General features: G+C 56.0%; 14 protein-coding genes. 4 read left to right on the top strand and 10 right to left on the bottom strand.

Annotation, left to right across the window (positions count from 1 at the left end):
• From WA354_RS03015 to WA354_RS03000, 4 genes are all read left to right on the top strand, one after another.
• Positions 1–312: efflux RND transporter permease subunit (locus WA354_RS03015; protein WP_472811529.1), on the top strand; the 312-nt coding region annotated here is incomplete at its 5' end.
• The gene (locus WA354_RS03010) at positions 309–503 is read left to right on the top strand and encodes a YgaP family membrane protein (RefSeq protein ID WP_472811528.1); all 195 of its coding nucleotides are present in this window, start codon (positions 309–311) and stop codon (positions 501–503) included. The genes WA354_RS03015 and WA354_RS03010, both read left to right, overlap by 4 nt.
• A gap of 22 nt (positions 504–525) precedes the next feature.
• Positions 526–1,104, top strand: a complete 579-nt coding sequence (locus tag WA354_RS03005; protein ID WP_472811527.1) for a class I SAM-dependent methyltransferase — start codon at positions 526–528, stop codon at positions 1,102–1,104.
• Between the two features lie 502 nt (positions 1,105–1,606).
• On the top strand, positions 1,607–2,527 hold the full coding sequence (locus tag WA354_RS03000; protein ID WP_472811526.1) for a YeiH family protein: 921 nt from the start codon (positions 1,607–1,609) through the stop codon (positions 2,525–2,527).
• 70 nt (positions 2,528–2,597) lie between these two features.
• On the opposite strand, the gene WA354_RS02995 is transcribed toward WA354_RS03000, so the two are convergent.
• The 10 genes from WA354_RS02995 to WA354_RS02950 all read right to left on the bottom strand — a co-directional run bounded on the left by WA354_RS02995 (position 2,598) and on the right by WA354_RS02950 (position 14,068).
• The gene (locus WA354_RS02995; protein ID WP_472811525.1) at positions 2,598–3,020 is read right to left on the bottom strand and encodes a vitamin K epoxide reductase family protein; all 423 of its coding nucleotides are present in this window, start codon (positions 3,018–3,020) and stop codon (positions 2,598–2,600) included.
• A 252-nt stretch (positions 3,021–3,272) separates the two neighbouring features.
• Complete coding sequence (locus WA354_RS02990) at positions 3,273–3,677, bottom strand: NifB/NifX family molybdenum-iron cluster-binding protein (RefSeq protein WP_472811524.1); 405 nt, start codon at positions 3,675–3,677, stop codon at positions 3,273–3,275.
• A 147-nt stretch (positions 3,678–3,824) separates the two neighbouring features.
• The gene (locus WA354_RS02985) at positions 3,825–5,627 is read right to left on the bottom strand and encodes a CRTAC1 family protein (protein ID WP_472811530.1); all 1,803 of its coding nucleotides are present in this window, start codon (positions 5,625–5,627) and stop codon (positions 3,825–3,827) included.
• A gap of 127 nt (positions 5,628–5,754) precedes the next feature.
• Positions 5,755–7,569, bottom strand: coding sequence for a CRTAC1 family protein (locus WA354_RS02980; RefSeq protein WP_472811523.1), 1,815 nt, complete (start codon positions 7,567–7,569; stop codon positions 5,755–5,757).
• A 353-nt stretch (positions 7,570–7,922) separates the two neighbouring features.
• Positions 7,923–8,384 carry an MOSC domain-containing protein gene (locus WA354_RS02975; RefSeq protein ID WP_472811522.1) on the bottom strand — a complete coding sequence of 154 codons (462 nt, stop codon included), beginning with the start codon at positions 8,382–8,384 and terminating at the stop codon, positions 7,923–7,925.
• A gap of 69 nt (positions 8,385–8,453) precedes the next feature.
• Positions 8,454–9,716: a YeeE/YedE thiosulfate transporter family protein gene (locus WA354_RS02970; RefSeq protein WP_472811521.1), complete on the bottom strand. Its 1,263-nt coding sequence runs from the start codon at positions 9,714–9,716 to the stop codon at positions 8,454–8,456.
• A 1-nt stretch (position 9,717) separates the two neighbouring features.
• The gene (locus WA354_RS02965) at positions 9,718–10,248 is read right to left on the bottom strand and encodes a YeeE/YedE thiosulfate transporter family protein (protein ID WP_472811520.1); all 531 of its coding nucleotides are present in this window, start codon (positions 10,246–10,248) and stop codon (positions 9,718–9,720) included.
• Positions 10,249–10,268: 20 nt separating this feature from the next.
• Positions 10,269–11,330 carry an NrfD/PsrC family molybdoenzyme membrane anchor subunit gene (gene nrfD / locus WA354_RS02960; RefSeq protein WP_472811519.1) on the bottom strand — a complete coding sequence of 354 codons (1,062 nt, stop codon included), beginning with the start codon at positions 11,328–11,330 and terminating at the stop codon, positions 10,269–10,271.
• Positions 11,331–11,336: 6 nt separating this feature from the next.
• Entirely contained in the window at positions 11,337–11,876 is a 540-nt protein-coding gene (locus WA354_RS02955) for a 4Fe-4S dicluster domain-containing protein (protein ID WP_472811518.1), read from the bottom strand.
• Positions 11,877–11,878: 2 nt separating this feature from the next.
• Positions 11,879–14,068 (bottom strand): molybdopterin-containing oxidoreductase family protein, encoded by a 2,190-nt coding sequence (locus tag WA354_RS02950; RefSeq protein WP_472811517.1) that lies wholly within the window; start codon positions 14,066–14,068, stop codon positions 11,879–11,881.
• Positions 14,069–14,159: the final 91 nt, after the last annotated feature.

Here is a 14,159-nt window from a genome sequence, read left to right as displayed (position 1 = left end):
TCGATCATCCTTGTTGACTTTATCGAGCTTCGAATTCGTGAAGGAATGCCGCTGGCCGATGCAGTTATCGATGCAGGGGCCACTCGCTTCCGCCCCATGTTATTAACTGCGGCCGCAGTGGTTGTCGGTGCAAGCGTGATTCTGACTGATCCCATCTTTCAGGGACTCGCATTATCACTGATCGCGGGAGCCGTTGCGTCTACCTTCCTTTCGTGGCCGACGATTCCTGTTCTCTATTACATGGTTCACTCAAAGCAACAGTCGAAGTCCGAATTTCAATCAGACGTTGAAAAAGGAGCCTTAATATCATGACAGTCGAACGCGGTGTACGCCTTATGGCAGGCGTGATGGTGCTGCTATCTCTTGCGCTGGCCCACTTCTTTTCCGCTTATTGGCTCTGGCTGACGGCATTCGTCGGACTCAACCTTCTGCAGTCTGCGTTCACGAACTGGTGCCCGGCCATGAACATCCTCCGCGCCATGGGATTGAAAAACGCCAACTGATTTTCAACTCAATGAGGCCAGCATGAACGACAGGCGTTTCCCGGCATCTCAGGCACGGCGACTCGACAATCCCGAGCGTCTCCTCTGGCTTCCACCTGCGGAGGTCATCGGAGCCTTAGCCGTGCAGCTCGGTCAGACGATCGCCGATGTTGGTGCCGGCACCGGGTACTTCTCATTGCCCTTGTCGCGCGCTGTTGGTGCGGTTGGAAAAGTCTATGCCATCGATGCTCAGACTGAGATGCTCTCCTTGCTCAGACAGAAGATAGATACTGCGTGTGTTCGCAACGTCGAGCTGATTCACGCGGAGGCTGATCAAACAATACTGCCGAAATCCAGTTGCAGCCTGTTCTTTCTTGCGAATATCTGGCATGAAATCGAGGACCAGGTCGGCGTGCTGCGAGAAGCCATCCGCGTTCTGAAGCCGGAGGGCAGAGTTGCAATCCTCGATTGGAGAGCGGATGTCGACCCCGAGCACGGCCCACCCCTTCTTCATCGAGTGAATGCATCGGACGCCATGGAGAGCCTGCGTTCCGCCGGCTTCGAGCAAATTGCCAGTGCCGAGGTGGGCAGATACTCCTGGCTCGTTCAAGGGGAGAGATAGCAATGAGCGTTCAAAAGGGTGTGCCTCGCACCCACCGTTCGGATCCTGCTCGCAGCAATCGATTAAAAGACGAGGTATACCGTCAGATGTTCCGGTTAGAAGAATGCCGTCCCGGAGCCGAAATGGGCTTGGCGCTGGCCTTGCTGCGCGCATGGGCGGCTATCTCTGCGGAATCCAGGACTGGCGATGAGTACGCTTGGTTGCAGAAGATTTCTCCGATTTGTCTTCAGATGATCGAGAATTCTCTGCGGAAGTTCGATTCTGTGCGTCGCTCTCCCCAGTAAGTTGTTTGCGCCGGTGCGACTTTCTCATCGCTCCTGTGTTGCCTCCCGGTCCCCGGGTCTGGGCCTGGCAGCCTCGTCGGTTTCTCTCCTCCTGTAGGCAAAGATGGAAAGACCACCAGAATCAAAGAGTGGTCGAAACCTCGTCCCAATAAGAAACGCAAATAGGGCATGAGAACTTCTGCTTGGACGTAGCCCTTCGTTTCAGCAAAGCTTAATGTGTGTCCAAGAATGTCTTTTTCGTAGGATTGATCCTTGCGGCCAGCGGTCTTCTATCGCCGCCTTTCGCGCTTGTAGCGGGCCTTATTTACGGATTCTCGTTCGTACACCCCTATCATCTGGACGCCAGGCGTCTGTCGAAACTCCTGCTTCAGGTTTCCGTCGTCGGGCTAGGATTTGGCATGGACCTGCAGCAGGTGCTGCGTGTAGGCCGTTCCGGATTCATCTACACGGCTGCCAGTATCAGCTTTGCCATGCTGCTGGGCTGGGGGTTAGGAAAGCTCCTGTCCGTGAAGAGTCGCATCTCGTTCCTCATCTCCACAGGCACAGCAATCTGCGGCGGTAGCGCTATCGCCGCGGTCGCGCCCATATCCAATGCGACTGAAGAGGAAATCGCCGTCTCACTTGGAACTGTCTTTGTGCTTAACTCAATCGCCCTGCTCGCGTTCCCTGCGATTGGAATCATGTTGCATATGACACAGACTCAGTTTGGTTTGTGGTCGGCATTGGCCATTCATGACACCAGTTCTGTGGTCGGAGCCACAGCAAAGTTTGGAGTGGTGGCCCTGGCCGTTGGCACCACAGTCAAACTGGCACGCGCCCTATGGATCGTGCCGATGTCTATCGGAACTTCCCTGGTTAATAAAAGCAAGGCACGCATTCAGTGGCCCTGGTTCATCCTGTTCTTTTGTCTCGCTGCGGTGGCCAACACCTATGTTCATACCTTCCAGGCCTTCTATCCCAATCTCAAGCATCTCGGTGTTATCGGGCTTACCGTCACGCTCTTTCTGATTGGAACCGGCCTCTCGAAAAAGACTCTTCGCGAGGTCGGCGTGCGTCCGATGCTGCAGGGAGTGCTGCTCTGGATTGTCGTTGCAACGGGATCGCTTGTGTTGGTTCGCGCCGGATGGATACATCTGTAGGTAATTCCAGCGGGTTCGGCAGGACGAAGGCGATCAAGCTACGGAGACTGACTCTCGTCATCTGAGCCGATCATTCCGCGGGGCTCAGCGCACGCTTTCGTTCAATCCGATCCGCCGTCACCCAGCCAACGGCGAGTATCGTTTCCACAGCGATGATGCACTGCGAGATCACGCAATACAGGCACCATACCATGAGTACGTCTTTCTCAATGTGGGTTAGATAAAGCGCAAATCCGAGCCCGATAATGGCGGCTATCGCTACAAGGATTCGCCGCCGCGCCAGCGCTAACCCCGCTAGAGCTAGATAGCCAGCAATGCCGACGGCAGCTACCGGTATATGGTCAATCTCTGCAAAACGGCTGTGGTTCACGATGCCGCAATCCCACTTGTCGTTGATGGCGCAGGGCGCAGTCTCAGTGGAGTAATGCACGCGCAGCGCCAGCACAGATACCACCACGCCAGCCAGGGCCAACAGTGCTATCAGGTATCGCATCGTCTTTACTGGAATCTCCCTATTGAACTCGACAGATAGCTCGGTTAGTGCGCGGCTTTGCAGAACGTGACCGGCCCCTGTACTCGAAATACAGGCAATTTCTCTGAAAGCGATGCCGAGCCGGAAAAAGGAGCGCAAGACGCATTCCACCTTATCTACCGCGGAATTGATAAGCTTGGCACGCCCCGAAACGCAGTCAGGACAAGTACGGAGATAATGCGCTGATCAACCGCAACTGGACAGTCTTGAGACTCATGCCCCGCAGCAGGCGGCGGCTTCAGAGCCCTCTCGCTTTGCGCAACAGCACACATGGTGTTGCCCCTGCTTAGTCGACGCTACAGCATGTTGCAGAGCCAATTGTTCGAACATCTGAAGTGCTTGCTGCCCGGTGATGCGCTCGGGCGCAACCCAGCCGGGAATACCTGCTGCCTGCAAATGAACAAAGGCGCCATGTCCGATCTCAGTGAAAATGACATCGGTGCAGCCTTGGCGAATCGCAATCTCCACTGCGCCTTTGCCGTTCAAAGCCTCGTTCTTCACAAAGACAGAAGCAGGATTCTCCGCATCCACGATCATGATCCATCCCGCTTTGCCAAAATGCGAAGACATCAACCCTTCGGCGCGATCCGCGGACATCATTACTCCAATTTTGCTCATCCAGTCCCTCGTTTTAGCAGGCAAGTTCTTTCCCTGACGATGCCCTGCAATTCCTTTTGCTAGATGTAATATACACCTAATGGTGTATCGATTCTCGTTGAACCGGTCACCAATCAAATGCCTAAGCTGGATTTGCGATGCTGAACTCTAACGCGGCACACCCTTCACCGGCTTGATCTCAGCAGTATTCCAATCGCAAGGTTTTCCGTCGCAGAGCGCGCCGGTAATTCCGTTGCCTTCGGTGACTGTATAGATGCGATTCACCGCAGGCAGCTTTATCGTCTCCTTCGCACCCGAAGGCCAATGGATCTCGGCAGTCCCTGCATCGGTCCCATCGCCCAGCCCGAAGTGAACCCGCAAATCATTGGAAGAGAGATAACTGCCGCCGCTCAGTACGTCTCCCCGTTGCCGGATCCCGCCAGCCTGAAGATAGACCGTGGCCCCCACCGCATCGCGCGGGCTCTTGCGTCCTCCCACAAGCTTCAGTTCAACCCATTGGTGGTGGTCCGAATTTACATTGCGGAGCAGCACCGGTACGCCGTCCATATTGTTGATGACCACGTCAATCTTCCCGTCGTTGAAGATATCGCCAAATGCCGCGCCACGGCCCACGCTGACTACTGCAAGACCTGTTCCCTCTACTGCAGGAACTACATCGAACTTGCCATTCTTCAAATTTCTGAAAAGCAAGTGACGCTGCGCATAGCTGCTTCCCCACTCCGGATGCTTTTCGGCTTGCGGATACACATGCCCATTCACGATGAGCAGATCTTTCCACCCGTCATTGTCGTAGTCCAGAAATCCGTCGGCGAAGCCCACGAAGGGAAGGGTTGGCTTCATCAATCCAGCCGAATAACTTTCATCGTTGAACGTTCCAGTCCCGTCGTTCTGAAAGAGAACATCGTAGTCGTCTGCAAAGTCGGTATTCACAATGGAAAGGTGCCCGTTGTTCTCGTAGTCCCCGGCCGCGATACCCATATTCGCGATTTCGCTTCCGCCGCCATTTAGCGCGTATCCGCTTTCAACGCTTTTGTCTTCGAATGTTCCATTGCCGTTGTTTATGTAAAGATAGTTTTGTGAAGTATCGTTCGCCACCAGCAGATCAGGCTTGCCATCTCCGTTTACGTCGGCAAACAGCGCTCCAAGACCGTAGTGCCCACTGGGATCGTCCACGCCGAGCTTCTTGCTAACGTCGGTAAACGTTCCATCGCCATTGTTGTGGAAGAGATGGTCATGCTCTCCCTTTAGTCCTCGGGGCCCGCACATCACCGGCACTCCCCGGTATTGGCAAGGATCGAGGCCGATTGCCGTCATTCCCGGCATCGGAGGATTGGTCCAGTCAAACTGAATGTAGCCGGCCACGAAAAGGTCCAGGCGACCGTCGCCATCGTAGTCGCCGAAGGTAGCGCCCGTTGACCATGCCCCAACGGTTACGCCCGCTTTCTCTGCCACGTCCGTAAACGTACCGTCGTGATTGTTGCGGTAGAGACGGTTCTTTCCATAGTTGCTCACGTAGAGATCAGGCCAACCGTCATTGTCATAGTCGCCCACAACACATCCATACCCCCACCGGTCATTGGCAACAGCGGCCTTATCCGTCACCTCTGTAAAGGTCCCATCATGATTGTTATGAAATAAGGCGGCATGGGGCGCCGATGCCTTTCCGGCAAGCGCATCGAAGGTCGAGCCGTTCACCAGATAGATGTCCAGCCAGCCATCGTTGTCATAGTCCAGCAGGCACACCCCCGGACCCTTGGCTTCCAGGATGAAGCGCTTTTCCGGAGTGCCCGCCGTATGGTGCCAGCGCGTCAATCCCGCGGCTGCAGCCACATCCTGAAACACGATCGGGCCGCTCTTCACAAATCCGCCCGCTGTAATCGGTCGATGCTGGTGGTCAAACTCGGCAGCCTGCGGAGCTCCGCTGGCCATTCCGCCCTGGGAAGACTGCATGGCGCTTTCGTTCGCTGGCTTGGTCGACTGCGCGTCTGCCGATAGAGGAGCAACGAGCGTCCACGCTACGATGAAGGCCAGTAGCCTGAACGTATGCTGCAACGGGAAATCCTCCAGAACCTAAAGTTTAGTGTGACATCGTCGTCGCGGGCTTGATTGGATCTGGGCTCTGTCCTTTAGGGTCGGCGCAAGGCTTTCCATCGCAGAGAGCGCCAGTGATTCCGTTACCTTCGGTGACGGTGTAGATGCGATCCACCGCAGGCAGCTTTATCGTCTCTTTCGCGCCCGAGGGCCAGTGAATCTCGGCAGTCCCCGCATCCGTTCCATCGCCCAGGCCAAAGTGAACTCGCAAATCATTATTGGAGAGATAGCTGCCGCCGCTCAGTACGTCTCCCCGTTGCCGGATCCCGCCAGCCTGAAGATAGACGGTGGCCCCCACCGCGTCGCGCGGGCTCTTGGGTCCTCCTTCGAGCTTCAGTTCAACCCATTTGTGGCGGTCCGGATTTACATTGCGGAGCAGCACCGGAACACCATCCATATTGTTGATGACCACGTCAATTTTGCCGTCGTTGAAGATATCGCCAAATGCCGCGCCGCGGCCTACGCTGACGACTGCAAGGCCCGTTCCTTCTACTGCAGGAACTACATCGAACTTGCCATTCTTCAAATTGTGGTAGAGCAGTGGGCGCTCAGCATAGCTGGTTCCCCACTCGGGGTGTTGATCGACCTCGGGATACACATGCCCATTCACAATCAGTAAATCCAACCAACCGTCATTGTCGTAGTCGAGAAAACCGTCAGCAAACTTGACGAACGGTATCGAGGCTTGTGCCAGTCCAGCCTGATAGCTGACATCCGTGAAAGAACCCGTTCCGTCGTTCTGGAAAAGAACAACGTAGTCGTCGCCGAAGCTGGTATTCACGATGGAGAGGTGCCCGTTATTCTCGTAGTCTCCGGCAGCGATGCCCATGTTGGCGATCTCGCGACCATCTTTGTTGAGCGCGTATCCGCTCAGGTAGCTCTGATCCTCAAAGGTTCCGTCTCCCTTGTTCATATATAGATAGTTCGGCGAGGTATCGTTCGCGACCAGTAGGTCGGGTTTGCCATCACCGTTCACATCCACAAACAAAGAAGCAAGACCGTAGAATCCACCGGGGTCGTCGACACCCAGCTTCTTGCTTACGTCAGTGAAGGTTCCATCTCCGTTGTTATGAAAAAGATGATCGTGCTCACCAGGCAGGCCGCGAGGGCCGCACATTACCTGCACGCCACGAAATAAGCAGGACGCATATCCGAACCCCTTCGTTCCAGAAATCGGTGGATTGGCCAGGTCGATTTTCGCATAGCCGTCGACAAACAGGTCCAACCTCCCGTCGCCGTCGTAGTCGCCGAACGTTGCGCCAGTCGACCATGTCCCAACTGTCACGCCTGCTTTCTCTGCCACATCCGTAAACGTACCGTCGTGGTTGTTGCGATACAGACGGTTGTTGCCGTTGTTGGTCACGTAAATATCAGGCCAGTCGTCGTTGTCATAATCCCCGACCGCGCACCCATACCCCCAGCGGTCGTTCGTCACGCCGGCAGTCTTCGTTACATTCGTGAATGTGCCGTCGTGATTATTGTGAAAGAGAGCGGCCTGTGGCGGCGCTTCTTTGCCGTCGAGCGCCTTGTAGGTCGAGCCGTTCACGAGATAGATGTCGAGCCAGCCGTCATTGTCGTAGTCAACAAGACAAACGCCTGGGCCTTTTGCCTCGAGGATAAGGCGCTTCGCGGGCGTTCCGGCCGTATGATGCCAGCTTGTTAATCCCGCGGCTGCAGCCACATCCTGAAACACGATGGGCCCGCTCTTCACAAAGCCGCCCGCAGTGATCGGGCGGTGCTCGCTATCAAACTCCGCCTTGTGAGGGCCTGCATTGGCCATGCCGTCTTGTGCTTGCTTCATTCCTGAGGTCTGGCCGGATTGCGGAGTTGCTTGTGCCCAGCCTGCATGCTGAACAAATAATGTCACGGCCATGAGAGCGGCCAACAATCCGGATTTTGACACCAAGGGTGATTTCTCCATTGTGCATTGCATCGTCTCGATCGAAACGTCTCCACCTCACTGTCGGCCCGGCTCGCCGGTCGGCAGGGAAGCGGTTGCGGAAATGTCGTTTCCTGAAGCCAACTGATGTTTCAGGCGCTGAGAATTGGCGCTCCTACGAATGGTAGCCCTGTTGAATAGGCGAGCGCAATTCAGTCTATGCGGACTTCATGCCGAAACGCCCGGGAGTGAATACATTGGGGAAGCTAAAGAAATCAAATCTCTACACGGATCGTTCCGTCAGTGAGAATCCTGGCGCACAATCCTCCGCGTCCCTGCAGAGCTTTTTCGGCACCCGGCGCGATGGCACCATCCATCCAGTAACATGGCTTGCATTCACAAACTCCCTCAAACTCAACGCCCTGCAGCGTGAAAGTCTTGCCAACAAGCGAATTCAGATTCACGCCTTGCGTAATTACATTGCGACGTGTAACGCTTGGCGACTTCGTGCCTGCGTTTAACAAATGGCAGACATCTTCAAATACCTCCAAAGACAAGAAGGTAATCTGCCCTTTGTAATTCTCCTTGTAGTCGAAGAACCGGTCACCGCTAACGCCGTGTCCCGCCACGCATTCAATCTCATCCACTTCGTGAATCGGGTTCTCCCCTGCCTCTCGACCATGATGACCGAAGAAATTATGGCCGGTGGAAATGTACAGGTGCCGAATGCTCATCATGTTCATACCTCGAGGCAACTGCGAAAACGAAGTGGCGCGACATGGCCAAATGAATCATCGCCGCCAACCTCAGCAGCCCTCTTTCTTCTTCCTGGGTTGCGATTTTTGTGGGTTCGCGTCTGACGCGGCCGGCAGAACTGGCGGCGCCGGTTTCGGCAATGCCTCTGCTGCAACTCCGGGTGCCCCGTCATCTAGTTGCGGCGTGCCGCCAAAAAACTTTGCCACTTGCGCTTGTCGCTCGAAGGCCAAAAAGTCAGCGCCCGCTGGTTTCCTCGGGAACAGAACCGTTTCTTGCCAGGCGCGCATTCCGCCGTCGAGCAGATATACGGATTTATAACCCTGTGCTTCAAGCAGGAACCATGCTTTCGCCGCCTCTGTACCTTCGCCCGAACAGAGGATGAGCTTCTCATTGTGCGCAGCAAAATCTGGCGTCAGCGAAGCCAGCGGCATGTTTTGAGCCGTGGGAATGTGGTAGGCTGCGAAGTCCTTTTCACTGCGCAGATCAACAATTCTGAAATCGTTGCGGTCTTGAATGATCCAGTCAGCAAGTTGTCCGGGCTGGATGGAATCGCCTCCTTTGCCCACGCGGATCGCAAGATCTTTCGTGTCGATTGTCGTGTGACTGCCGCGGTAGGGATCGCCGGCAAACAGAGCAATGAATCCAATTGCCGCCAGGCCGAGTGCAAGGGCACGAACTGGAGTGATCCGCCATGGCCCCCCGATCAGCGATCCCGCCGGGTCAGGATCTTTGCCGCCAATCTTTCTCTCAGCCCACTCAGCTGCGGCAAACGCGCCCAATGCCATCAGCACGACAGCGAATACGAGCAAGCCATACGGAAGGTTGAAGAGCTTAGCCAGTGTTATCTGTCCCATCGGCGTGGCATGCGCGTAGCTCTGCACAAATGGATAGATCTCTGCAAATCCCAAAAGCCCGGCGACCATGCCCAGAACATAGACCATCCCGTCAATGCGCCCCGTCGCTGCAGAAACGCACGATGTTCCAGGACAATAACCGCCTATCACGAATCCAACCCCGAGAAGAAGGCCGCCAATAATCTGGGGCACTAGAAATGTCGGCACTAGATAGACCAGGGACAGGTCCACCATTCCTATGCGCGATAGAAGGTAGAGCCCGGTCATTGCCGTAATGATGGCAGTGAACATCACCTTTAGAACGCTCAGGTCCCTGAAATAGAACTGAGCCGCAAGCTTGCGTCCGCTACCGAAACCGGCGCGTTCGAGGAAGAATCCAAAGCCGATGCCGATGCCGAAAGCGATGATAAAACTAGCCTCATCGCCGAAGAATCCGAACTTGTAGAAGGGAGCGTTCATATCAGATCCACTGCTTTCTGAAGAAGTACGCCACTGCGTAGGCGCCGCCAAAGACGCACATCATGAAGGCCCAGCTGCCGACGTTGAGCAGAGCACCACCGGTCAGCGCCTGCCCACTGGTGCAGCCCAGTGCGATTTTGGCGCCGATGCCCATCAACGCGCCGCCGATGAATGCAAAGATCAGGCGCCACAGAGTGTTGATGCGCGGTCCCTTCTCCACCGTGAGTTTTAGCCGGTTAGCTAGCACACCGGAGAGAAATCCACCAACGAAAACGCCCAGAACCTCGAATACCAGCCAATCCTTCAATGGGCTACGCGAGCCGTCGCCCAAATACTCTGCATAGAAGGCATTGCCCTCCGCATGAGCTGGCGCAACTTGATGCACAGCGGTAGCGACAGCCGTAGTGAAGGCGCCCGAAGCACCGAGGCCACGGCCCATGATGACAAACGACGCCAGTAAGACCAGGCCAAGTCCGAAACCGGCGAGATAGGAATTCCAATAAGGCTTTGCGGAATGTTCGACAGTGTTCATAGAGGACTCATCTCTTGAAGTCAGTTGAGAGCTTGAAACCAGTGGCTTTCCTGGCCGGCGTAAACGAGGATGAAGCGGAGCGCGATCCCGCCAAATACCACGAGAACCACCGGCGCGATGGTGTGACGGATACGGTTTTGCAGTTCAAGCGTCTGGAGCACGAGCGGCAATAGGATGCCCAGACCCACGACGAAGACCCAGAAGACTGCCCCATACGATCCCGTCAGGAGAAGGCCGGCCGCTTGCTGGTGAACGCCGCTGGAAGTCAGCTGGCCAATCAAGAACAGGCCGAGCAGACCAAGTTCAATCGTAAGAAAGCTGTTGTCGGCCCGGGCCAGGACGGGCGCCACCTTTTGATCGAGCGGACGTGCCTGCGTTAGTTGTGCCAGAGATGAGAGCAGGAAGTCTGCAAAGGCAGGACGATCTTCGTCGGGGGTGGTGAACACGAGGATGCCATGCAACAGCGCCGTCGCCGTTGAAAGCCCGGAAAAGAGGAAGAGCGGCCCCAGCACGGCGCTGTTCCAGAGGGGACGTGCACCAAGTGCGCCTAGCAGGATGCCCGTGTAGATGCCGAGCCCAATACCAATCATCACGTTCGCAATGCCAATTGCCGCGACCCATTGCGCACGAGCAAGAATAGAGTCACTGATTGTCACTAGGACAGGAAAGCGTCTGGCGAGGATCGGAATGGCCTCAGGCAGGTGTGCGAGAGCGTTGGCGATTAGTGCGGGATACACCAGCAGAAGAATCCAAGAACCCCACGACATCGGCGAGGTGATTTGAAACGTAGTGTAAAGCCGCCACACGTAAAGCTTGTGCGAGAGGTCAAGGAATAGCGTAAACATGCCAAGGCTCAGGAATGCGAGCCCCATCAGCGGACCGATCGTGCAACAAACCAGCGCTTCCCGCTGATGCAGACGGAGCGCGATCAGGCGTACTCCAGCGATGATCATGAGTCCGGCGACCATTCCACCAAAGAACAGATAAACAGCAATCTGCCACTCCCAGATATGCAGGTGCGGATCAACCAGCGGATTGTGGCGCGAAACAGTAAGTTCGGTCAGTGTCGTCAATGCAATCATGTCGGCTCACGTGAGATAGAAGATGCATGGCTTGGTCCCCGCATCGGGCATAAGTGCATGGTGCGGACGCGAGTTGAGAAGGATGCTGACTTCGGACTGCGGGTCGTCAAGATCGCCGAAGTGCATGCAGTGCGTTGGACAGACGGAAACGCAAGCTGGATTCAAGCCCTGTTCAACGCGATGAATGCAGAAAGTGCATTTGTCGGCGTAGCCGTCAGGATGAATGAAGCGCGCGTTGTAAGGGCATGCAGCCAGGCACGCTTTGCAGCCAATGCACTTATCGTGCGTGATGAGCACCACGCCGCCGCGCTCATGCACGTGGCTCGCGCCAGTGGGACAGCACGATACGCATGGCGGATTGTCGCAGTGATTGCATCGCTCGGAGCGGATTTCGAGCTGCACTGTCGGAAATGCGCCGTGCACCTCTTCGGTAATCCAATCGCGGCAGAAGCCTTCCGGCACGCCGTTCTCGGTCTTGCAGGCCACGACGCAATCATGGCAGCCCACGCATCTGCGGGTGTCAAGCACCATGCCAAAGCGCGACATCGTCAGGCCTCCATCTCAATGGTCACAAAATTCACATTCATGCCCGTACCGCCCATGAGCGGATCGGTCTTGTAGCGGGTAATCAGCCTGGCATCGCTGGCGCCTTTGCCAAAAGCAAAGCGAAGCTCTTTTGAGGTATGTCCGAAACCATGCACCATATAAACGCACTCCGGTCGAATGCGCTCTGTGGCTTTAATCTGGATGCGGCTGCTCAATTCACCATCCTGGTTACGCAGTCGCACGTAGTCGCCGCTCTTCAATCCAAGCCGCGTGGCCTCATTTGCGTTGACCCACACGGAGTTTTCGCACATCAGGTCCATGAGTAGATGGTTAGTTTGCGTACGGCTGAAGGAGTGCATCGGGGCCCGGCCAAATAACAGCCGGTAGGAACCCGCCGGCCCAGGCTCTGGTCGCGTGTATTTGGGCACCGGATCGAACCCCGCCTGCTTCAACTGCGAGGAATAGAACTCGATTTTCTTTGAGGGCGTGTCGAACGTCGCGGGCGCGCCATCTTCGAAATAGATCGGTGGCTGTTTACCCAGGATGATGCCGTCGCGCTTCAAGTCATCAAAACTGTATCCTCCAGCCTTGAGCCGCGTAGCAAGGTACTCCTCGATGTCGTTCCAAGGGAAGTACGAGCCAAGGCCGAGCTTTTCCGCAAGTCTCTTGGCTATCCACCAGTTCGGCTTCTGGTCCCCTGGCGATTGCACTACAGGCTGGCGCAATGCAATAAACGGCTGTTTGAACGGCTCTGCATGAAGATCGTCGTACCGTTCCAGATACGTAGACTCGGGCAGGACAACGTCAGCCCACCCCGCTATCTCGCTGGGAATCACATCCACCACTACGAAAAGATCGAGCTGCTGGATGGCGCGTATGGTTTCAGCCTGGTTGGGCAATGAATACATCAGATTGGTGGCATACACGAGCCAGCCTTTGATCGGGTAAGGCTCGCCGGAAATTGTCGCTGCGCGAATTCCGGTACTGATGTTCTCATTCGCGAAGGGAAACTTGTTGTCGGGATTATCCACTTCGGGTTTTCCGGGGGTGGGATAAGGCGGATGAGGATAGGCCGGAATATCCATGGCTGACGGCGCATACAGTCCGCCTTTACGCCCCCAACTGCCCATCAGCGCATTCAGCAAGGCTATCGCTCGCCCGCGCTGGGCATCGTCACCATACCAACTGGAATGACGGCCGGGATGAATCAACGTTGCCGGACGATAGCGCGCCATCTCCAGGGCGGTGTCACGAATCGTCTGCGGATCGATGCCGGTTTCCGGGTATGCCCACTCTGGTGTGTAGGGCTGAATCTCCGCGGCAAACTGCTCAAAACCAAAACCGTACTTGTCGACGTACTGCTTGTCGTAAAGCTTCTCGCCAACGATCACATTCATCCACGCGAGCAAAAGAGCGATATCGGTTCCCGGCTTCACGGGAAGATAGAACTTCGCTTTGCTGGCCGCGACGGAGAAACGCGGGTCCGCCACAATGATGCTTGCGCCGCGCCCCACGGCGGTGGCGAATTCCTGCACTTGCGTGTTGTGCATGTTCTCGCCCAGATGCGACCCGATCAAGACGATGCATTGCGCATTCTCGATGTCAGTCCGCTCCAGGGCGCCCGCGTCATCGCCAAACGTCAGCGTAAATCCGACATCGCGCGGACCGCGACATTGCGCGAACGAGGGAGCGGCAATGTTGTTTGTGCCGTAAGCCCGAAGCACCTGCTTCAGGAACGTGCCGCCCAGGCCATGGATGAACGCTGCAAAAGCCTCCGGGCCATGATCGGCCTTGATCTTCTGCATTTTTGTGGCAATGAAGGTGAGCGCTTCGTCCCACGTGACGGCCTTCCATCTGTCCTCGCCACGTTCGGTGATGCGAATCAGCGGCGAGCGCAACCGGTCCGGATCAGAATAGGCACCAATTCCACCGGTGCCGCGAGGACAAAGACGTCCATGTGACAGGGGATCGAGAGGGTGACCTTCAATCTTCCAGAGCTTGCCGTCGCGCACGCTGGCAATGGCGCCACACTGCCAGAAGCAGACGTTGCAGAAGGTGGGGACTGTGCGAATGCCGCTGAGCGGCGGGTTTTCCGTGCCCGCGATGACGCGCCCGGCTGTTTCCAGCGTGCCCACCGCTGCCATGGTGCCGGCACTGATCTTCAGAAATCGGCGACGGGATAGATTATTCATGCCAGCGACTCTCCATTGAAAGGGTTACATGTAGGTGTAACCTGCATACAGTGATTCGCATCACCTTCGTTATTTGGCGTTTCATCTGCTC

The organism is Occallatibacter sp. (genome assembly GCF_049802275.1).
Taxonomy (GTDB): domain Bacteria; phylum Acidobacteriota; class Terriglobia; order Terriglobales; family Acidobacteriaceae; genus Telmatobacter.
The sequence above is the reverse complement of the archived record's forward strand: the minus strand, read 5'-3'. Positions and strand labels throughout refer to the sequence as shown.